This is a genomic window from Verrucomicrobiaceae bacterium (assembly GCA_016713035.1).
Taxonomy (GTDB): Bacteria; Verrucomicrobiota; Verrucomicrobiia; order Verrucomicrobiales; family Verrucomicrobiaceae; genus Prosthecobacter.
In genome coordinates, this window is sequence record JADJPW010000015.1 from 15,630 (window position 1) to 36,945 (window position 21,316).

The 21,316-nt window shown below is 58.2% G+C and carries 17 protein-coding genes; 9 read left to right on the plus strand and 8 right to left on the minus strand.

The genetic code is table 11. From position 1 onward, the window contains the following. Positions 1–32 precede the first annotated feature (32 nt). A complete protein-coding gene (locus IPK32_25380; protein ID MBK8095210.1) occupies positions 33–905 on the plus strand; it encodes an FAD:protein FMN transferase in 873 nt (290 codons plus the stop codon). A 7-nt stretch (positions 906–912) separates the two neighbouring features. Here IPK32_25380 and ispE read toward each other — a convergent pair whose 3' ends face one another. Further along, positions 913–1,764, minus strand: a complete 852-nt coding sequence (gene ispE / locus IPK32_25385) for a 4-(cytidine 5'-diphospho)-2-C-methyl-D-erythritol kinase (GenBank protein MBK8095211.1) — start codon at positions 1,762–1,764, stop codon at positions 913–915. Between the two features lie 174 nt (positions 1,765–1,938). On the opposite strand from ispE, the gene IPK32_25390 reads away from it, so the two are divergent. The 3 genes from IPK32_25390 (at position 1,939) to IPK32_25400 (ending at position 5,065) form a co-directional block, all read left to right on the plus strand. After that, positions 1,939–3,087 carry an exonuclease SbcCD subunit D C-terminal domain-containing protein gene (locus tag IPK32_25390; GenBank protein MBK8095212.1) on the plus strand — a complete coding sequence of 383 codons (1,149 nt, stop codon included), beginning with the start codon at positions 1,939–1,941 and terminating at the stop codon, positions 3,085–3,087. A 72-nt stretch (positions 3,088–3,159) separates the two neighbouring features. Beyond that, positions 3,160–4,887: a sodium:calcium symporter gene (locus IPK32_25395; GenBank protein ID MBK8095213.1), complete on the plus strand. Its 1,728-nt coding sequence runs from the start codon at positions 3,160–3,162 to the stop codon at positions 4,885–4,887. Between the two features lie 22 nt (positions 4,888–4,909). Then, positions 4,910–5,065, plus strand: coding sequence for a hypothetical protein (locus IPK32_25400; protein MBK8095214.1), 156 nt, complete (start codon positions 4,910–4,912; stop codon positions 5,063–5,065). A gap of 18 nt (positions 5,066–5,083) precedes the next feature. Here the strand turns inward: IPK32_25400 and IPK32_25405 are convergent, their stop codons facing one another. The 6 genes from IPK32_25405 to IPK32_25430 form a co-directional block, all read right to left on the minus strand. Next, positions 5,084–8,149, minus strand: a complete 3,066-nt coding sequence (locus tag IPK32_25405; protein MBK8095215.1) for a c-type cytochrome — start codon at positions 8,147–8,149, stop codon at positions 5,084–5,086. 70 nt (positions 8,150–8,219) lie between these two features. Beyond that, a complete protein-coding gene (locus IPK32_25410) occupies positions 8,220–8,783 on the minus strand; it encodes a YqgE/AlgH family protein (GenBank protein MBK8095216.1) in 564 nt (187 codons plus the stop codon). Positions 8,784–8,825: 42 nt separating this feature from the next. Then, entirely contained in the window at positions 8,826–10,172 is a 1,347-nt protein-coding gene (locus tag IPK32_25415) for a hypothetical protein (GenBank protein MBK8095217.1), read from the minus strand. A gap of 29 nt (positions 10,173–10,201) precedes the next feature. Further along, entirely contained in the window at positions 10,202–11,548 is a 1,347-nt protein-coding gene (locus tag IPK32_25420; GenBank protein MBK8095218.1) for a DUF1501 domain-containing protein, read from the minus strand. A gap of 178 nt (positions 11,549–11,726) precedes the next feature. Continuing rightward, entirely contained in the window at positions 11,727–12,263 is a 537-nt protein-coding gene (locus IPK32_25425; protein MBK8095219.1) for a transposase, read from the minus strand. Further along, positions 12,175–12,414 carry a hypothetical protein gene (locus IPK32_25430; GenBank protein ID MBK8095220.1) on the minus strand — a complete coding sequence of 80 codons (240 nt, stop codon included), beginning with the start codon at positions 12,412–12,414 and terminating at the stop codon, positions 12,175–12,177. The genes IPK32_25425 and IPK32_25430 overlap by 89 nt, the downstream gene beginning before the upstream one ends. Before the next feature lie 943 nt (positions 12,415–13,357). Between IPK32_25430 and IPK32_25435 the strand changes: the two genes are divergently transcribed. Next, entirely contained in the window at positions 13,358–14,515 is a 1,158-nt protein-coding gene (locus tag IPK32_25435; protein MBK8095221.1) for a hypothetical protein, read from the plus strand. Positions 14,516–14,558: 43 nt separating this feature from the next. On the opposite strand, the gene IPK32_25440 is transcribed toward IPK32_25435, so the two are convergent. Further along, positions 14,559–16,595, minus strand: a complete 2,037-nt coding sequence (locus IPK32_25440) for a hypothetical protein (GenBank protein ID MBK8095222.1) — start codon at positions 16,593–16,595, stop codon at positions 14,559–14,561. A gap of 177 nt (positions 16,596–16,772) precedes the next feature. On the opposite strand from IPK32_25440, the gene IPK32_25445 reads away from it, so the two are divergent. The 4 genes from IPK32_25445 to IPK32_25460 all read left to right on the plus strand — a co-directional run bounded on the left by IPK32_25445 (position 16,773) and on the right by IPK32_25460 (position 19,111). Continuing rightward, positions 16,773–17,252, plus strand: coding sequence for a hypothetical protein (locus tag IPK32_25445; protein MBK8095223.1), 480 nt, complete (start codon positions 16,773–16,775; stop codon positions 17,250–17,252). Positions 17,253–17,435: 183 nt separating this feature from the next. Then, a complete protein-coding gene (locus IPK32_25450; protein ID MBK8095224.1) occupies positions 17,436–17,849 on the plus strand; it encodes a hypothetical protein in 414 nt (137 codons plus the stop codon). Continuing rightward, the gene (locus tag IPK32_25455) at positions 17,809–18,123 is read left to right on the plus strand and encodes a hypothetical protein (protein MBK8095225.1); all 315 of its coding nucleotides are present in this window, start codon (positions 17,809–17,811) and stop codon (positions 18,121–18,123) included. Before IPK32_25450 ends, IPK32_25455 begins: the two co-directional genes overlap by 41 nt. 703 nt (positions 18,124–18,826) lie before the next feature. Further along, positions 18,827–19,111: a hypothetical protein gene (locus tag IPK32_25460; GenBank protein ID MBK8095226.1), complete on the plus strand. Its 285-nt coding sequence runs from the start codon at positions 18,827–18,829 to the stop codon at positions 19,109–19,111. Positions 19,112–21,316 lie beyond the last annotated feature (2,205 nt).

A 21,316-nucleotide genomic window follows, 5' to 3' on the forward strand; every position in this document is an offset into this window, starting at 1 on the left:
AAGCACTCACTGAGGAAAGTCGCTCCACTCCCATGTCCGCCGCATCCTCCGTCCATCGCTCCACCTGCCACGCGATGGCCACCACCTTTGACATCATCATCTCGCTCGAGGGGCATGATGAAGCCTATGCCGCCAGCACCGCACAGGCCGCACATGAGGAGATCCGCCGTCTGGAGGATGAGTTGAGCCGCTTCCGCTCCAGCAGTGATATCTATCGCCTCGGGCAGCTCGAAGCAGGAGAGAGCTACCGCGTCGGTATGGCCGCGTGGGACTGCCTCGCACTGGCCAAAGCCGTGCACGCTGAGACGGATGGTGCCTTTGACATCACGATCGGGCCGCTGATGGAGCTTTTTGTCACCGCCAGTGGCGAGCCGCGCCGCGTCGATCCAGCCGTCATCGAGGAGGCGCGGCAGATCATCGGCTCACACCGCTTTGAGCTCGATGAGGAGCAGCTCCTCGTCACCGTACATGCCAGTCGCATGATCTTTGACCTCGGAGCACTCGGCAAAGGCTACGCACTCGATCAGGCTGCCGATGTGCTCCAGATGCATGGCATCGAAAACGCCGTCCTCAATGCCGGTGACAGCACCATACTCGCCCTCGGTGCCCCCGCAGACTCCAGTGCTTGGAACATCACTCTCAGCGGCGGAGCACAGAAACTCGCCCTCACGGGTCGTGCCGTCAGCGGCAGTGGATTCGCCGTCAAAGGTGCTCATATCATGAATCCGCGGCTCTTTGCACCTGTGCCCATCCAGAACCGCCGCGCCTACGCCCTCGCCCCCACCGCAGCCCTCAGCGATGCGCTTTCCACCGCCTTCATGATCATGACTCCAGAGGAGATCGACTCCCTCTGCGCCCGGCTCCCTGGCATCGAGCACATCGAGCTGCCACAGGATGCCGCGTGAGCCTTTTTTAATGCGACTGCGTCCGTGTCACCTGTATCCAGCAGGTATCCCCACACCAGGCACGGGCCTTCTCCGCGAGCTCGCCCGCAGCCACTCCGCTCTGTGCGATGGCAAACATCGTCGAGCCAGAGCCAGACATCAGCGCGGCACGCACCTCTCCCTGACTCAGTAGCCAATTCTTCAGCGCTGGTAGGAAGTGATGCTTCTCAAAGACCGGCCGCTCCAAATCATTCACCATCTCACCCCATGGGCAGATCTGCGGTGCATAAAGCACCTCCGGCAGCTCCTTTGATGCCGCCCAGCGCTGATACGCCCAGGGAGTCGGGATCGGGAAAGGCGGCTTGATCAGCACTACCTGCAGCTCATGAGGAAAGGCCACCGGCACCACGATCTCTCCACGCCCCGTGCCATCTGCCGCCGCGCTCTCCAGCAAAAACACGGCACATCCGAGCCTAGCTGCGCCGCCAGGCTCCAAAAGCTGAGTTTGTGACAAAGGATGCCCGACCAGCGCATTCACCGCATGCAGCACCGTCGCCGCATTGCTACTGCCTCCACCCAGCCCAGCACCATGGGGGATGCGCTTCTCCAAGTGAATCCGCCATGCCCGCTCGCGGCCAGTACGGCTCTCAAACGCCCGCAGAGCACGCAGCGCCAGATTTGACTCATCCGCTGGCACCGTCACATCCGAGCAAGTGAAGACCACATCCCGCTTCTCCTCCCCGCAGAGCTCCACTTTCACCTCATCACCGAAGGCCAGCTTCACCAGCCGCGTCTCGATCGCGTGAAAGCCATCCGAGCGCTTCCCCAGCACACGCAGGCTCAGATTGATCTTTGCGGGGGAATGGAGGGTCATAGACATGCAGGAAGAGAGGGCAGAATTGGAGACTGGGCGGCTTTGAGTCGGCTACAAAGAGCTAAAGTCCAGTTTTCTGCAATACCAGAGGATGTGCACGTGGAGATACCGTGCAGGCTCATTCAGCCTGGAGCCACATCTTCGCAGTTCCTTTTTCACGGAGCGTGGTTATGCAGGGACATGCGGTTACTTCATACGGCAGATTGGCATCTGGGGGCACGGTTGGTCGAGCGAGACCGACTGGCGGAGCATGCGGCATTCCTGGATTGGCTGGTGGAGACGCTGCGCAGTGAAAATGTCGATACCCTGCTGGTGAGCGGCGACATCTTTGACGCGGCAAATCCACCCCAAGAGGCCGTAAGTCTCTACTTCGACTTCTTGCGTCGGCTGGCGGACCTGAAGACCACGCGGGCCGTGATCACTAGCGGGAACCACGACTCCGCCCAGCACCTCGATGCACCACGGGAGCTGCTGCGGCGCTTTGAGGTGCATGTGTACGGCGCAGCGGGATTCGGCAACGTGGTGCAGACGCCTGATGCGGTGATCGCGGCGGTGCCATTTTTGCGTGAGCGAGATCTGCGCGGCTCCAAAGCCGGTGAGACGGCCACCCAGGCGCATGAGCTCCTGCTCGCAGGTATCCGGGCGCATTACACCGAGATGCTCTCTCGCTGCCGCGCGGTGGCACAGGGCCGTAAAATGATAGCCATGGGGCACCTCACCGCTCTAGGAGGACTGCACAGTGAAAGTGAGCGCGACATCCATATCGGGAATTTAGGCGCTGTCGGTGCAGAGGTGTTTGCTGGATTTGATTTCACCGCACTGGGGCATCTACACCGGCCACAGACAGTGAACGGCTGCGAAATGATCCGCTACAGTGGCTCGCCCATAGCGCTGAGTTTCCCCGAGGCAGCGGATACGAAGTCGGTGGTGCTCCTGGACACCCAGACGATGAAAATGGAGCTCCTCCCGGTGCCCGTGAGCCGTCTGCTGACTCGGGCAAAAGCAAGCCGGGCCACACTGACGGAGGATCTCGCCGCAGTACCAGCAGGATGCTGGACGGAGGTGACGGTGAGACTGGAGGCACCAGAAATGGAGCTAGATCGTCTCGTGCGCGACGCTGCGGCGGGGCGTTTTGAGGTGCTCAAAGTGCTCACCGACCTGCCAGAGTCCGCACGAGCTGCCTGGGAGCACACAGGGCCAGTCCTGAGCGATCTGAGCCCGAGAGAGGTATTCCGAGAGCTACTGACCGAGCGCGGCGTGGAGGAAGAACCAGAACTCATGGCGACATTTGAAGAGCTACTCAGCCTACACGCATCACAGAGCGACTAATCAGCAAGGCAGGGATCTATCACTGCACTCCATGCTTGCGCAGATGGGCTGCTCTTTGCTAGCTTGATCGCCATGTCACAAAAGAAAGAAGCCTGGGGATCACGTCTCGGAGTCATCATGGCCGTCGCAGGAAGTGCGGTGGGGTTGGGTAATTTTTTGCGCTTTCCAGGCCTAGCAGCGCAGTACGGCGGCGGGGCCTTCATGCTGGCCTATGCGATTTCATTCCTGATCATCGGCCTACCGATCGGCTGGGCAGAGTGGGCGATGGGGCGCTATGCCGGCAGCAGGGGCTTCAATTCATGTCCAGGTGCCTTTGCGGCCATTTTGCAGCGCCCGTGGGCGAAATACGTCGGCATCATCGGCGTGATCATCCCCGTGGTGATCTACATGTACTACGTCTTCATCGAGTCCTGGTGCCTGGGCTATGCCGTGAAGTTCTGGACCGGCCAGGTGAACCTACACAATGCAGATGAGACAGTGGCGATGTTCAAGTCGATGAGCGGGCAAGCAGCGGATGGTGCCGCATTGGCCTTTTCCTGGGATTCGGCGCTACCATGGCTCATCGTGGTCTTTGTGTTTAATTTTTACCTCATCTACCGTGGATTGAGCGGTGGGATCGAGAAGATGTGCAATTACGGCATGCCATTGCTCATCGTGCTGGCCTTGGTGATCCTCGCACGCGTCATGACGCTGGGTGCACCAGATGCCACAAAGCCGCACGACAACGTCTATAACGGTCTGGGCTACATGTGGAACCCCAGTAAAGTGCAGGTCGTAGCAACTGCCACCAACAGCGAGATAAAGCCACGCGACGTCGTCGGTGAGAAGGCCATCGCAGAGGCAGAAAAGGAAGTCGCAGCGAGTAATGGCACGCTGGCGCTGCACACGATCTCTCCATGGAAGCAATTGAGGAACCCCGCCCTCTGGCTAGCCGCTGCGGGGCAGATTTTCTTCAGCCTGTCCGTGGGATTTGGCGTCATCATCGTGTACGCCAGCTATCTGACGAAAAAGGATGATGTCGTGCTCAGTGGACTCACCGCGAGCAGCGCAAACGAGTTCTGCGAAGTGGCGCTGGGTGGGCTAATCACCGTCCCCGCAGCCGTCACCTTCCTGGGGCTGGCCTCCGTGGCCGGGCAAGGCACATTCGGTCTAGGATTCACCGTCCTGCCGCTCGTATTCGCGAAAATGCCGCTGGGCGCATTCTTCGGCGGTGCGTTCTTCTTCATGCTATTCCTGGCAGCCATCACGAGCTCGATTTCCATGCTTCAGCCGGGGATCGCATTCTTAGAGGAGGCTCTCCATGTCGGGCGGAAGGTGTCCGTGGCGCTGCTGGGGCTGATCACGACATTTGGCACAGGTTTGGTCGTGTACTTCACATCGGGTCTGAAGGTGCTCGATACGCTGGACTTCTGGATCGGCACACTACTGATCTTTGTCCTAGCGACCGTGCAGATCATTGTATTTGGCTGGCATTGGGGCTTGGATCGTGGCTTTGCAGAGCTACATGCGGGGGCATCCATCCGTGTGCCGTCCTTTTTCCGCGTGGTGATCAAGTGGATCTGCCCGGCCTTCCTGCTTTGCATCTTTGTCATGTGGCTGCTGAAGGAGATTTTTGGCTTTGATCTGGAGACATTCAAAATCGGCACCGTGTCCTCCTATGTCACCGATCTATCGACCAGCCAGCCCGCGCAGCTCAGTGTGGCGATGGCGGCTGTGGTCTTCATTTTCTTTGCACTCATCACCGCTCGCAGCCGGGCCTATCAACGCGCCGAACAAGGGCTAAACAAATCCGAAGACTAAAAACCCACTCAAAATCCTGCTTATGTCCTCCTCTGGCCTGCTCGTCATGCTTTTATCCGTAGGCACTGTCGTGCTGCTTTTTGGCTGGTGCGTTTATAAGGTGCTCACCACGCCACAGGAGTCGGATACTCTCCACAGCTTGGAGTTTGAAACGCCAGACATCGCTCAAGACCCGTGAGATGGTGAACGAGCGATGTTACCGGGCTACCTTCATCAAATACGCGAAGAAGTCCTTCAAATCCGCATCGCTCATGCCAGTGGTGAGTCCTTCTGGCATCAGGGAGATGGGTGAGGCTTCCAGCTTCTCGATGTCGGCCTGTTTGATGGCCGTTTTGTTGCCCGCGATGTCTTTGAGGACGATGCCCTGAGCATCCTGCGCATCCATGAGACCGGTAAGCATCTGGCCGCCTTTGGTTTTCACGATGTAGGCTCCGAATCCTTCCCGGATTTCCAGGCTGGGCGTGAACATGTTATCGAGCCAGAAATCGGCATTGCTGCGGTCGTAGCCGGTGAGCTCCGGGCCGATCTTGCCGCCTTCGCCAAAGAGGCTGTGGCACACGGCGCAGCGGGCGGTGAATTGCAGTTTGCCCTTTTCGGCATCGCCGAGTCCGCTTTTGATCACGGCCTTGATGCGCTCGGCCTCCTTTTTCTTCACAGGCGTCGGTCCGGTGGCCAGCAGGCCCTTCCAGTGCTTTTCGATACTCGCGTCGATCTCCGCATCCTTGTGCAGGCTGAGCTGGCGCACGATGTCGATGGTGAAATGCTTCGCCGGCACTTTCCATTCATTGACGAAGTTGATCAAAATCTGCGCCCACTCCTTTCGCCCGGCCATGACACGCAGCGCATCCTCGCGTAGCGCTTTGTCGCCCGCAATTTGACCTTCCCAACCGAGAAGCAGTGCCTCTGGCAGGCGTTTGTCGTCAAACTTGGCCGCAGCCTGCAAAATACCGCGTTTGAGGCTAGGAGCCGCGCCAGACTTCAAAATCGCCACCATCGGCATCACCGCGTCCTGTTTGCCGAGTTCCGCCAAAGTCTTCGCGATAGCGATTCGGGCCGTGTTGCTCGCTTTAGCATCGGAAAGCAGTTTGAGGGCACTTTTGAGCGCATCGGCATTTCCACTGCGCAACGCGAGTGTGAGGTCGCCGCCGCTTTGCTTCGCCATGTAGTCGTTAAGAGCCTTGGTGAGCGATTCCGGCAGTTTCGGCATCTCCGCACCTTCGAAAGCTGAGGCGATGCCTGCGATGAACTTGCTACGCAGGGTTTCGTCGTTCGTGAGAGCGAGCAACTCGGCGCAGGAGTTGAGGTTTTCTTCGCCACCCGCCAGTGCATAACGTTTCGCGAGCTTTTCGGCGAGATGATCGCGGAAGAGTTTCGTCTTCAAGAAGTCTGCGTCGGACTTCAGGAAGGCGAAGACGGCTTCGCGTTCTTTTTCGGCCTTCGATTCAAGTGCCCACCACGCGAGGAGCGGCAGATGGCCGCTTTCGTCTTCGGTGTCGGCTGCTTTGAGCAAGTTAAGCGAAAGTTGAGCTGGAAGGCGCTTTGCAGATGCGAGAAGTTGAGCCCGAACTTCTGGTTCGCCGTCGCTGATGAGTTTCCCAATGATGCCAACACTTGTCCAAGAGAGGCCCTCTTCCCCTGCCATTTTCGCAATCCACCTTTTGATGTAAGTGTCCTTACTTTTTAACGCCACAACGACAGCCATTTGCCGTTTTCCCATGCTACTAGGATCATCAAAGTCGTGTTCAGGATACAGTAAATTAAGAGACCATAGAGCTTCGAGTGCGTGTGTATTTGAATCACTGCTAATCATCTCGAAGAGCGGCTTCTCAAGCTCCTTCATCCCGCGCCACCCAATCTCCAGCACCGCCTGCTTCCTGAACCACTCATTCGGATGGCTCAGATAGCCGAGAAGCTCCTCACCACTCGCTTTGCTCAAATCGAACGGCTTCAGCTTCGGCGCACCGCTCGCAGGGCGCACGCGGTAGATGCGGCCGCTGGTTTTGTGCCAGTCATCGACGGGGCTGACGTGGCTGAGTCTGGTGTCATACCAATCGGCCATGTAGAAGCCGCCATCGGGGCCGACGCCGGCCCAGACGGGGCGGAACCAGCGGTCGGGGGTGGTGATGAGCTGCTCTTCATCCTTCGTGCGGAAGGTGGAGCCGTCGGGGAGCCGCTCGCTGACATAGACGAGGTTGTGCAGGGCATTCGGGGCGATGATTTTGCCTTCGTAGGCACTGCCGAGCAGGCCGCCTTCATAAATGGTGAAGGCTTGCGGGAAGCGTTTGTTATCGCCTTCGTGCTTCATGTGCTCGAACCAGCCGAAGGCATACGGATTGGTGAGCGGGCCGTGTTTGCCCCAGCCTTTGATGCCGTAGCTGCCTTGCTCGTAGTGCATGCCGCGAGTGGCTCCGTTCGTGCCGGAGAAAAGGCGACCTTTGCTGTCGAAGTCGAGGCTGAAGGTGTTACCGCCGCCTTCGGCGTAGATTTCGAAGGTCTTCTTTTTCGGATGGTAGCGCCAGATGCACTGGCCTTCCCATTTCACGTTCTTGGTGTTGGCGCTGCTGACATTGCCGGTGGTGGTGCTGCCGTTCGCTCCGTAAAGCCAGCCGTCCATGCCCCATTGCAGGCTGGTGGCGACGCTGTGGGTGTCTTCGAGGCCGAAGCCGCTAAGTTCGACCTCGGGATCACCATCCGGTTTGGCATCGAAATCGGCGTCGGGATAGCTCAGGAGGTAAGGCGGATTCAGCACCCAGATGCGGCCCATGCCGTGGAGCGCGGCGCTGGCGATGTTCAGGCCGGTGATGACGTCTTTGTGCTTGTCGAAAAAGCCATCGCCGTCGGTGTCTTCGAAGACGGTGATCTTGTCCGCGCCTTTTTCGCCACGCGGCGGCGGGAGCGGCACTTTGTCGAACTTGGCACGAAGGTGCTGGTCGTAACTGATGATCTTCAAGCCAGCCGGGAACTGATATTGGCGATACATGGTGACCCACATGCGGCCTTTGCTGTCCCAGCTCACATAAAGCGGCTGCTCCACATCCGGCTCGCTCGCCATGAGGTCGATAGCGACATCGCTGCGCAGCTTGAATTTCTTAACAGCCTCCGCAGCAGGCGTGGGCGGTGTGTCGTCACGCATCACGCCACGGCCAGCACGCGTCTCCATGATCTTTTTGACCGCTTCGTTGCCTGCGACATCGTCAGGTTTGACGTTTTGGGCAAAAGTAGAGACGGACAGTGCGAGAAGGACAAAAGGGACTCGGAGCATGACGATAGAACGCCTCCAGCACGGGGCAGATTGTCGCTGGAAGCGGTATTTTCGTGCGGAGGGCTATTTTTCAGTTCAGCCGCACATTCTCAGGCGTGCCGGACATAATGTCGAAAAGAGGGCCCATCTCTGAGAGGACCGCCTTCCACATGGACTCATGTTGCTCATCCGCTAGCACGATAGGACGGGCACTCGTGATGATCCACGAGCGGCGCTTGATCTCCATCTCGAGCTGTCCGCCACTCCAGCCCGAATAACCGATAAAGCCGCGTACGTCATGCCCCTGCTGGAGAGCCTTCATGGCATCTGGCACCGAAAGATGAGTCTGGCAGCGCAGGGTGCTTTTTTTCTTGTTCCAATGCAGCGCAGCAAAGGAGAGCTTATCCGTCGAAACCGGGCCACCGACAAAGACCCGCACGCTCCCGAGAGCCCCAAGATCCTGCCCAGGGAGTAGATCGCCCACGCTTTGATCAATGGGTCGATTGAGGATGTAACCAAAAGCACCATTCTTCCGATGATGTGCCGCCATGAAGATGACCGTGCGGGAGAAATTGGGGTCATTCATCGCAGGAGAAGCGAGCAGCAACGACCCACTGAGGGGTGAGGATGGCTTGGATGAGGACTTGGTGGGCATGCAGTATTTTGACAAACAGGCGCGGACTCCGCGAATCTTTTTTCAGACAGATGCAATCAGGCGGATCTGATCAGCGATGCGCTGGATGAAGCCAAAATTCCGCATGGCTAACATGCTGGCAAAAAAGATCAGCAGCACCGTCACAGGCACCCTCAGCCTGGAGTAGCGCTGGAGCGCACGCCCACAGCCCACCGCCGTGGCGATGATCAGCGGCGGTAGCCAGGCCCAGGAGAAAAGTAGCCGCTGCCCTGCCTGCTCGAGTGCTCCATAATAAACCATCTGCCACCCGAGCAAGATCAGGGCTCCCGTCGCCACACCTGCATGCTCAGCAGCCCCTGGCAGTCCTGCCATCCCTAGCAAGAGCAGCAACAGCCACGCAGCCCATAGCACCCGCTCAAAACCGATCACCGTTCCCCGATCCTCCGCCAGCGTGATGACACGCCGTGTGCGCGGCTCATTCGTAGCAACAGTATCCACCGCACTAGCATCTGGTGCCACGACGCTATTGAGAAAGACATCCTCTAATCGTGAAAGCCAAGGAGTGTGCATCAGTCGCTCCCCAGCCTTCTCCAGTTGCGCGGTCCCTTCATGCACCAGAGCCGTCACGGGCTTCCGGCTAGATTTGGGATACATCCATCCCTGGATCCGCATGGCCCCGAGCATGAGCAAGACCAACATGCACACACTCACCAACATCGCCCGCACGGTCCCATAAGACGACTGGCTCATGCGCCAGCGCCGCACCCCACGCACGAACACAAGGAGGATGACCGCGATGAGATTCCAATGCGAACACAGCACCGTGTAGAGCGCTGCGATGGAGAACTCCCACCACCGAGCACGCCGCCCGCGAGCCATGGCCGCTAACATGGCCGTAAGCCCCAACATGGTGAAAACGCCCGTGTCCGGCAGTGCCGTGAATACGACCGACGCAGTACTGAATCCCCCCACCGCCGCCCACAGCACCGCATTCCAAAAACCCAGCCCACTCCACAGTAGCATATTGTAAAGGAAGACCACCATCAGCGCACCTGCCAGTGCCCGGAGTGAGCCAAAAGCATGCTTTTGAGCCATCGCGGCATCTTGAGCGAGCATGGACCACACACCCTCAAATACCGCAACGAATGGACGATGCAGCAGCAGAAATGCTCCACCCTCTCCCGTCCCGCGCCCACCCGCATCAGCCGCAGGCAGTGTCATATCTGCATACACTTTGGCAGTGCCAGCGCTCAACACCGCTCCATCTTTTAAATACACAGTCGTTCCAACCATCGCGAGGTGCGCAGCGAAGAAAAAACTGTAAAACAGCGTGAAGATGAGTGCCCCAAGCCCACGCCAGCGGCGGTGGAGTTTGGTAGTGAGTTGCGGATCGATTTCCGTGTCGGCCATGCGCCAGCTCTTTCAGCCTGACCAAGCAATCACGCAATGATTTCGCGAATCACCTGGCCAAAGTCGCGCTCCAAGCGCTTGCGACCAGGAATCTCTAAACGGCGTGCATCGAGCCCCAGAAGATGCAGGATCGTCGCATGCACATCCGTGACGTAATGCGGATGCTCCGTGGGATGAAAGCCCAGTTCGTCCGTCGCACCATGGATCGTACCGCCTTTGATCCCCCCACCTGCCATCCACACACTAAAAGCATACGGATGATGGTCCCGCCCATCACTGCCCTGCGTGCCCGGCGTGCGGCCAAACTCTGTGGCGAAAACCACCAGCGTATCATCGAGCAGCCCCCGCTGCTTCAGATCCTTCAAGAGCCCTGCGATGGGCCTATCCACCTGCTGCGCGAGATTGGTGTGATTCTTCTTGAGCCCCGAATGCGAATCCCAAGCCCCCGCAGCCCCATCTCCATGCTGGATCTGAATGAAGCGCACCCCGCGCTCCGCCAACCGCCGCGCCACGATGAGCTGGCGGGCAAAAGGCTCCGTCACCTTGTCATTCATGCCGTAGAGCCTCTGGGTTTCCGCACTCTCTGCGTCCAGATTCATCGTCTCCGGCACCGCCGTCTGCATATTGAAAGCGAGGCGATAGCTCTTCATGCGAGCAGGGAGCGTCTTATCACCAGGATACTGCTCGGCGGCCAACGCATTGAGCTGATGGATAAGCTCAAACTGAGCCGCCTGCTCGCCCTTGCCGATTTGGAACTCCGGCGCGGCAAAAGTAAGCGGATTCTTCGGATCGACCTTCAAATTCACCGCATCAAAGGCTGGCCCCAAGTAATGCCCATCGCGAACATCGAAATAGCGCGGCCCCATATTCACAAAGGAGGGCAGATTATCCGTCATCGAGCCTAAGCCATACGTCACCCAAGCACCCAGCGTCGGCACACGAGGCTCCAGCATGTGCCGACCGCTGTGGAACTGCACCTGCGCCCCATGATTGTCATCCGTCGTCCACATGCCGCGAATAAACGCGATCTCATCCGCACATGAGCCCATGTGGGGAAACCAATCACTGATCTCCACCCCGCACTCACCGTACTTTTTGAACCCGACTTGGAGCGGATAAATCGTATTTCGCTGCTTTCCATTCGCGTCATTGACCACCACCACCCGAACCTTCTTCAGCTTCTCAGGATCCTGCACACTCGCAAAGGGCGTCTCACTGATACTCTTACCCACATACCTCGTGAGCATGGGCTTCGGATCAAAGCTCTCCATGTGACTGACGCCGCCTCGCATAAAGAGCCAAATGACCCGCTTCGCCCGCTGTGGCAGCATCGGCAGACCCGAAGGCGGCTGCCAGCCCTGCTCAGCCCGCAACATCGACGCCAACGCAACGCCACCCAGCCCGCCCAGGATGTCCCGGCGGCAAAACGGTGTCAATGGAGGTCGAAGCAGCATGATAGACCGATACGAACAAGCACCGTGAATGCTTACGACTTCCCTCTGGTCACGAATGGCGTGTCGATTGGTTTGCACAACGGTGTCCAAAATTGGATTGTCATAAATGGGCGTAGAGGGCCGCCAGTGCGACAGCGGCTTGCCTGACGGAGACGGATTTCCAGAGATGGGTAGCTATCCAGCGAACCATTTTCACTGTGATCACGGTGCACCGCTGAGTCAGCTTGATGGGCATCGGCACGACCTGATTTCCTTTTCGGGCTGCAAATTTGACCCTCTCGAGTCTTTTTGCCCTGCGCTGATCTTCGGCACGATTGCTCACCCCTTGGTTTTGCTTCAACTCATGCTCCATGAGCAGCATGAGGTTGTGCGTCAGGCAGATAAAGGTGGCCTGCATGCTTTTGGCCGTGGCACTGCTAGCCCAGGCTTTCTTTTCGTGAAGCTTGTTTTTGATTTCATCAAAGCTCTTTTCGATATCCCAACGCATACGGTAAAGGTGCGCGAGCACTCCTGGAGTCACGTCCGTTTCGGTCAGATTGGTGATGAACTCAAAGATGCGCCCGCTTTGCCCTTCCCAGAAGCGTATGCGCCGCAGTGTAACCCCGCAGGTGACGGGGCTGACCAGGCTCGTCGGCAAGCACGCCTGCGTTGATGGCATCCTTTGAGTCAAAGGAAAGCGTGCCGCAGACCATGAGGCTCATATTCTCTTTGCAGCGGCTGAGCATGTAGATGCTACTGCCTTGCTTCCACCTAAACCATTGCGCGAAGTCGATGCCGGCGCACTGCATGGCGCGATAGCGCAGTGGCGATAAGCGAAGCCATAAACGCAGGTCGTGAGCGAAGCGAAGGACAATCCCAGATAATGAGTGTCTTGCCACCTTGAGGTGTGCCGTGGCGAAGTCGTTGGATGTTCTGGCGCTTGAGGCCTCGCATGTCGTGCTCCTTGTCCCGCTGTGCTTGATCGGCGACGCACAAGTGACTTAACGCGCCGCTACGTAGGTTGCGCGTGTAGAGATGTCCCACAGTGAGGCGGTTGCCTTTGGCATCAAGCGGATCATGACAAGCATGGTCGTGGCTGTGACCATCGCCAGCGTAGATGGCATAATCATTGAGGCAGGGGAAGACACGGAGCGCATCGGGCAGTGTGCGGCAGAGTAGAGAGCGTAGGTGCTCATTGAGTTGACGGCACAATCGCAGGCGGCGCTCACTTTTTAAGGAGGCGAACCAGTGCGAGTGATCGGGGCAGAGATCGGGAGCATTCGAGGCGAGAGTTTGCAGAAAGCTACGACTGGAGGGGTGCGCTTCGATGCAACGAGCAACTCCCAAAGTGAGCCACCGTGCATCGGAGAGTTCGGGACAATGACGAGAGTGAGAGCACTCCGAGAAGAGCGGAAGAGCCGGAGCGAGGAGTAGATCGAAGACGGGGGAGCAGAGGTTTATAGAGGCCATAAAAAGAAAAATTTCATGACCCCGCATAGTCAACACAGAGATGCGGTTATATTGCCCAGGAAGGGTGGCTGGAGGGAGCAGAGAATCATTTCAACCTATCCCTCTACGCAGGACTTTGTCCGACTCACTACAGGACACGCAAGCTCCTGCTATTGGACTGCTGGACCATTATTTTTGGACCAATTTTAGACACCGTTGGGTTTGCAACTTTGAGCACTGCTCAAAGTTGTTGCATTCTCGCTTTTGTGGCCTACAGGCTGCATTGTCCGCCCCTCGTTGCACATGAACTCCCACGCTGCGCTTCCGCCTGTTGATCTGCTCAGAAAACTGCCTCTCGAAGAGCAGCTCGTCGGGGTAAATGCCAAAACTGGCCCATATCTCATGACTGATGCCGGTAAATCCCTGCGCAGGGTGAAGGGGTTTCAGTCACAGACGAATACCTTTCATGTCATGTCTCGCACCTGCGGTGGGGCGGTGTTTTGGGATGATGTGGAGAAGGAGGCGCTGCGCAGGGTGCTGTGGCGGCTAGCGGAGTTCTGTGGAGTACGGTTGCTCACCTACTGCGTGATGGGGAACCACTTTCATGCGCTTGTGGAGGTGCCGGATCAGAAGAGGTGGGTGGAGGAGCAGTTTGGTGGACCGCAGGGGGAGGAGAGGCTGATGCGGCATCTGCGGGTGCTGTATAGCAAGGTGTTCGTGGAGCAGTTGCAGGAGGATTTTGCGGAGTTGCGGAAGCGGGGCTCTGAGGCGGTGGTGCAGCATCGGCTGGGGCTGCTCAAAAAGCGATTTTGCGATGTGGCGGTGTATATGCGTGAGGTGAAACAACGATTTTCGCGGTGGTACAACAAACGCCACAAGCGGAAAGGGACGCTCTGGATGGATCGGTTCCGTAGTGTGCTGGTGGAGGGAAAGGGTGATCCGCTCTTGGCGATGGCGGCGTATATTGATCTCAACCCTGTGCGAGGTGGACTGGTGAGTGATCCGAAGGATTACCGGTGGTGCGGGTATGCGGAGGCGCTGGGAGGGAACAAAGAGTGCCAGAGAGGGATTTGCCGTGTGACGGGACGAGATGCCAGTGAAACGGATTGGGTGAAGAGCGGAGCGCGGGAGGGGTATCGACGAATCTTGTTCACGACCGGGCGAGAGGTGAAAACAGCGGATGGAGGGGCGATAGCTCGGCGAGGGGTGAGTGTGGAGCAGGCCGAGGAGGTTTTGAAAGCAGGTGGGAAGCTATCGCTGGGTGAGTTGGTGCGCTCGCAGGTGCGGCATTTCACAGCGGGAGCGGTGATTGGCTCCAAGGAATTCGTGAATGGCTATTTTGAGCGGTATCGCGGGCAATTTGGGGCCTCTCGCAGAGATGGCGCGAGGCAGATTCGTGCTGCGGAGGGCTCCTTGCATGCGTTGCGCGATTTGCGGGCGGACTCTTCTTTCTCCTCTTAGAGTTGACGACAGAGGTTCCTCTCGCCTGCTAGTTTTCGACTCTCTACTTTGCCGATTTCCACGTCAGCTGGCCATCTGGGCCTATGAGGTAGCTGACAGCTATGGGTGTTTTGTCTTTCCCAGGTGGAATGACACGTCCACGGGAGTCAAATTCGGTACTGCGAGTGTCGTGATAACGCGTCCAGCCACTTGGCGCGGAAGTATCTCCTTCGTAATGCAGGATGTCTCGCCAGGTTTTCGGAGTGGTTATATTCGGTGGCACCCAGGCTGGCGCAGGGGAGCGCTCCAGAGCACCTGCGAGTAATATCTGGCTAAGGACGGTGAGATGCAGGCCTCGTAAGGCATAAATCTCGCCCTGAGAGAGTTTCTTCGGATTGCTAACGATCTTGTAATCAAGATCAGTTCCTTGCTGGAGGATGCTCACCAGGCTGAGGCGTCGGATTTCGGCACGGAGATCTGCGGCAGCGGTGCTTTTCGGTGACTTGTCTGCGAGCGCGAGGATGGCTCTCTGCTCACGGACAAAGAGCAGCGGATCTGCGAGCAATTTTTCTAGCGCTTGGAGCAATGCGATCACGCAGGCACGCGCTTTCGGCCCTGGGAGAGCTTTTTGCAGTGCGGCGGCGATTTCGTCTCGGCCGCTGGCGCGGGGCTTCTCTGCTCCGTCTTTCTGAGCAGGATCTCGCGCCAGATTCTCGGCGGCGATGTGGCGCTTGTGGATGTCGCGGCGAGTTTTGCGTATCGTATCGAGTTCTTCAGATGTGAAGGCTCCTTCGAGCAATCTGGCCAGTAGGAGCTCCATGTCCTCACGAGTGAGCGCATCCATGAGCAGGAGCCAGCGCGGATCTTTATCCTCTGCGGGTAGGCCTGCGTCCGTGTTATGCGTTTGATAATGAATTTCGCTCACTCGGCCCTTTTCATCATAAAAGTGCATCTCGTTCGGCGGCATGTAGAAGCTGATGATGGCGGGTGCGCTGATTGTTTTCCCATCCGTGGCAAAGACGCCGATGTCGATGCGGTGGCTGCGGATGCCGCGTGCGCCACGCACGGGTGGCTGTCTGCGCACACGGATGCGTGCGAGGGCGCTGTCTGGCTGCTTGTCGATATGGACAAAGCGTGGATCACCCTGGAGCAGATGGTAGCTGACGGCGACTTGCCTACCGGGAGTCGGCGCTCTGCTGCGGCTGACACTCACGAGCATGCCATATTCGGTGACATTCCCGCGCATCACGCGGGCGATGTTTACTGGCGTCGTAGCAAGCTCGATATTCCATTTCCCGCCTTGGGGCTCAAAGTAATTCACGCCGTTCTCCAGCTTGGTTTCTTCTTTGACCTCCAGGAGTGCTAGCGGTGGCACAGAATCTGGCTGCATCGAATGGGCTAGGCGGACCATCTTCTCCTCATCCATCTGTGTGCCATCGAAGACGACAGGATGGGCTTTGCCCGTGAGGTAATCTGCTGGCGTAGTGACCATCTTGTTGCTCTGCCGGAAGATGGACTGGAGTGTCGGCATGAGGATTTTATTCTCGATGAGAAAGCGCTGTGTTTGGGGAGAAAAGGCAGCCGTGGCACTGAGAAAGGCCTGCACGAAGGGCTGATCACTGAACGATGACCCCTGGGAAATGACCAACGTAGGTGTGTTCAGTGGCAGCAGATCGCCGTAGCCACCGACGCCATTGCCACCCGCATCATGATCGAGGTGCTCGGGGTAAATGAAGAGGTTGTTATTCACATACTGCTGAAAGAGAAACACCGAGCCACCGGGCTCACCATAATAGACACCGCGCGGCAGGCAGCCGATCTGCTCTGGCGCAGAGGCCATGGAGCAGTTCCCGATGACGGGCTGCTGCCGCACTTTGCTGGCGGGGCCAGTTTGGCCATTCTCTGGCTTGATGATCTGGAGGCCAGGGTAGAGTGAGGTATTGAGCGCGGAGTGGCCCCCATCGCGGTTTTCATAGCTGATGGCGGAGAGACCGGCGGCGGTGCCTTCTTCATGCCATTGATTCAGCAGCTTCGCGACAGGGTCTGTGCGAGACGTCACGATCTCCGCCGCGCAGTGAGCGTAGAGCAGGAGGAACAACACGGAGGAGAATCGGGTAGCCCACACCGAGTCTCGCGGCTGGGCATGCAGATGGCAAGCGCCGGAAGCAATTTCCCGCTCCGAAATGCCCTCTCTCCCAAGAAAATCGCCCGCAGACGTGATTCGCCATCGCATGGATCGCCGTTTGACCTGGCGCATTCATGCGCCATCTCCATTCCCGTGTTCCAGGCACTTCATTTGCTCCTATTCATCCTGCTGCCGCTCGCATTGACGCTGAGGGCCGCACTGCACCGGAATGGCGATGCCCTGACGGAGTCCACCTCTGCGCTCTATTTTTGCCTGGGCATCGCCAAGGCTGTCCTGCTCGTCCTCCCACTGATGGAGATCTCGCTACTGATCCTGCATGCAGGGGCAGCAAATGTCAGTCTCAGCGCGGCGTGGGTTTGCGTGCGCGCCTTGGCATTGTTCATCGGCTTATTCATCAGCAGTGTGCGTGATGTCGCTACTGGGCTGAGTGGGCTCTTTGGAGTCCAGCCATCTACCATCGAAAAAAAAGCCCCACTCTCGCGGAGTCGCTCGCTTCTGATGCTGCTAGGCATCGTACTCGGTATGATGCTCGCCTTGACGCTTTCGCTCTCTGAGTGGGCACTCTTCATCAAGGCGCTCATCTGGCCGCCACCCGTAGCATTTCGGTCCTGATCCAAGATGCACGCGTGTGGACGGATTATCACATTCTCAGCCTTGCTGCCTCCGCAGCCATTTTCTTCCTCACCCACCGACCACCGAGTTTCTGCGTGTGTGGCGGCCATGGAAAACCATTTGGAGCCTCAGCGTGTTCGCCTTGGCTGCGGTGATGCTCTGGACTCGCTACATCCCTGTGTCATGAAACCCACCGCACAGCCCATCGATCCGACCAAGCGCACCGAGGTCAAACCGGAGCGCATACTGACGCGTGAGGAGGCATCACTGGTCCTGCGCATCTTTTTGCTCCTCCTGCTGCTGCCCTTCCTCTTTGAACTGGGCAGGCTCGTCACCAAATCCAATGCACTCACCACTAGCGCACGCAGCTTGATGCAGCGTGTGCTCACCTGGACGCTGAAGGAGGGCAGCCCGCAGGTCCACCTAGGCCAAGAAGGCTGGCTCTTCGATCAACGCGATCTGAACTGGCTGCTCCGAGCCCGTGATGGCACCGAGCCAGCACAGAGCGCCATCACCGACCTCGCAGAGACGCTCAAAAAAGCAAAATATCCCCCTCGTGCTCGTCGCCGTGCCGCAGCGGGCCACGCTTTATCCTGAAAAGCTCCATCTGCGCAATGACTGGGACCCCGTGCGCTCGAATGGCGAAAAAGCCCGCCTCGATGCCCTGCGCAAAAGCGGCATCGATGTGCTCGATGCCACCGATGCACTCTGGAAGCTGCGTGATCGCAAACAGATCTACTTCCGCCGCGATAGTCACTGGACCCCAGATGCCATGAAGCAAGTCGCCCTGCTCACCGAGAAGCATCTGCGTGAGAAGCACGCCACACTCTTCGGTTCAGAGACGCCACTCATCACGGCCACAGCACCCTAGCCATCTCGATGCAGGTGATCTGACACGAAAACTCGATCCCCGGTCCCCCGATGCGCTCTTTGGTCTGGAGCAGGCAGATGTGCTCTCCATCGGCGGCATCAGCATGGATGAAAAATCTCCCGTCTTGTTGCTCGGGAGCGATTTCATGTGGATCTATGACGATGAGACTCAGGGCTTCGGTGGCGATAGCAGCGCGGGGTTTGTCACCCAGATGGGTCTGCTCGCCCAGCGCCCACTTGATGTCGAAGTGTGGCCTCTGAGCGATGAGAAGCGGCTGGAAGGGAAAAAACTCGTGGTCCTCGTCCTCCTATGTCGCAGATTTTGCCATGAAGAAGTCTCAGCTCATTCTGCATCTGCTCTGGCGGCTTATTTATCTATGCAGGCATCGTCAAAGCGGCCGATCCGCAGTCCTTTCTCGATGACGTGCGCAGCTTCGGACCTGCTCCGAGACCCCTGGTCCGCCTTGGCCTCGCGATGGCCTGCCATGGCTGGAGATTTTGCCGGATTGGCCGTCGTGACGGGCTTTTTTTCGTCCAGGTGGCCTCCTCGTGCTCAATGCCGCCCTCATCGCCTTTCTCGGAGCCATCGGCATGCGTGGTATCGCGGCATCGACATCCGCTGCGGCTGCTTCGGAGCCAGCGCCGCCACCTCCGACTACCTCAGCCTCCCCGCACGCGACCTTGTCCTCCCTCGCCCTGGGTCTATGGCTCGCTTGGCGGGCGCGAGCGAATCAACCACAACAAAGCAATGGGCACCTGGGCATCAGATAATTTCGGCAACGACGGAGCCTGCGATCGGTTTTGATATTGATACTTTAAAGCATGTCGTGCTGCGAATCTACGGTGCCGATATCGACGATTATTGCCTGGATCCAGACTTCAAGCAGGAACGTCGTGAAGGGATCTGCCGCACGTTCAGTGAACTGCCTGACGTAGCCAACACGCGATCATGGACCCTTTCACTTTTCTCCGACTCCACCGATGCCTGAATGTTAGACGGATGCCGAACTTGGCGTTTTCCATGGCATGCGCGGTCTCTTCTTTTCTCTTCGCTGCCACAATCCATGCGGAAGGCGCAACTCAGTGAACAGGGCCGCGCTTTGATGCCGGTGGTGCTTCAGAGTGAGGAACTACTGCCCGCTGCTACGGAGCTCAGTGACATGCTCCTGCGCATCACGGGGGCGGAATTTCATATCGAGAGTGATCAGGAGCCGCGGCATCTTCCTGGGTTAAAGGCTGCGCCAGCACTAACGGAGAGGGAGGACTACTCGCTGCTTTCCAAAAAAGGTGCGTGGTCATCCGTGGACGTAGGCGCGAAGGCGGTGCGGCAGCGGTGTGGGATTTGCTGCACCGCTGCGGCTTCCGCCGGCTCCTTCCTGGTAAGAAGTGGAAATCGTGCCGCGAGGGCCCTCGCTCAGCATCGAACCGTGGAATGTGGAGGAATCGGCGGATTACCACGCACGGCGTATATGGGCCGGATTCGGCTATCTCAAGGAAAGGGAGGCGGATTGTGAGCAGTGGAACATCCGCAACCGAGCCACCAGCGGCATCCTGCTGAATTCCGGCCATGCGTATGATGGCAGTCAGCGAGGCGCCACGAGGCCCGGAATTCGCCGCGCACCCGGAGTTTTTTGGCTCTAGTGGACGGAAAACGCTACAAAAACCGAAGTTCTGCATTTCGAATGCGGATTTGCGCAAACTCGTCGTGGCGGATGCTTTGGCCCAATTTGGCGAAAAGGCCGATGTGGACTCCATTTCGTGTGATCCGAGTGATGGCGGCGGATGGTGCGGAATGTGGCGAATGCGCGACAATCCGTAGCAGTGTGAGTGACCGTGCGCTGCTTTTGGAAGAATGAAGTCGCGGAAGCCGTCGGAAAGAGCCTCCCAGGCCGCCTCTTCGGCATGTATGCCTACAATGAGCACCCGCCGCCGCCTTCCATCGAAGCGCATCCGGAATGTGGTCATCAGTGTGGCGACGGGATTCATCCGCGGTGGCTTCACCGTGGACTTAAGCCTCTGACTGCTGGATGGGGTGCCAGGTGAAGACTCTCGGCATCCGGGAGTATCTACAGCGTCAATACCTGGGACCGTGATCTGCCCGGTCCGCACGCGGCGACAACTTTAATATCGAGTATCTGAAGACGTCGATTCCACATTTCCACGCTGCGGGGCCCGCTTCATGTCGGCTGAGGCCGTGACAACGCGGGACCGAACGGCCTGGGCTATTACCTCGCCGCTCGCATGCTGTGGATGAAGGAAGCACAAAACATCACGGCACTGACGGCGGATTTTATCGTCGGCCTTTGGCCCCGCACGTGTGCCGATGGCGCGGTTTTACGCGCTGCTCGATGGCACGAAGAAGCAAGTCAAGCGATGATCTGATCGAATGCGCAGTGTTTCGTCTGCTGGATGAGGCCGTGCCCTGACGACTGACGATAGCAGTGCAGTTGCGCGGCTGATGATCTCGCATCACACGCAGTATTGCGGTCTTTATCTCGATTACAGCAGCGCGGCGGGCAAAGAACGCCAAAGGCCTTTTGGAGCGTACTCTCTTCCGCTTCATCTGGCGCATCAGACACACGGGCATGGTGCATGTGAAGGCTCTGTGGCGTGATGTCCCGAATCGCGATAAGTCCGTGAAACTCTGACCGGGTAGCTACCATGATCCAGATGGCACAAACCTGGTTGAAGAGCAGTGAGGCCTTCTCACGAGCAACGGCTTTTGCCCGCGAAGCGCGTGGCGAAGCGGAAGCTGCTGGACTTTGAGCCGGTGAGCTACAGCACGGACCTGGTGCCTGCGGCCGGGTTAAAGCTCCCTTGCGGTGCCGCGGCAATGCGGGCATCTATTTGGGAGGCGTCCGCGATTTCTGGACATGGATCGAGAAGGAGCCGGCCACGCTGAAGCCACCGGCACCGCTGGCATCATCTACGCGGACGGGGCACGGCCAAAGTGGAGCTTTACCCGCTGGCGGAGGCGGAGCCTGGAAGTCTGTGCATCACGCCGAGATCGAGCCGGACAAACAAAAGCAGGCAGATGCATCTCGAAACGAGATTCCCTGGCCTTGCACCCGCATCGAGGTGAGGATTCTCGCGGCGCACGCTCATCGAATGGCCGGAGGGCATGCCGATGACCATCGGGAGCAGTCAGGAAATGCCTGCGCAGCTCTATGGCCGCTGGCATCTCTATTTTTACG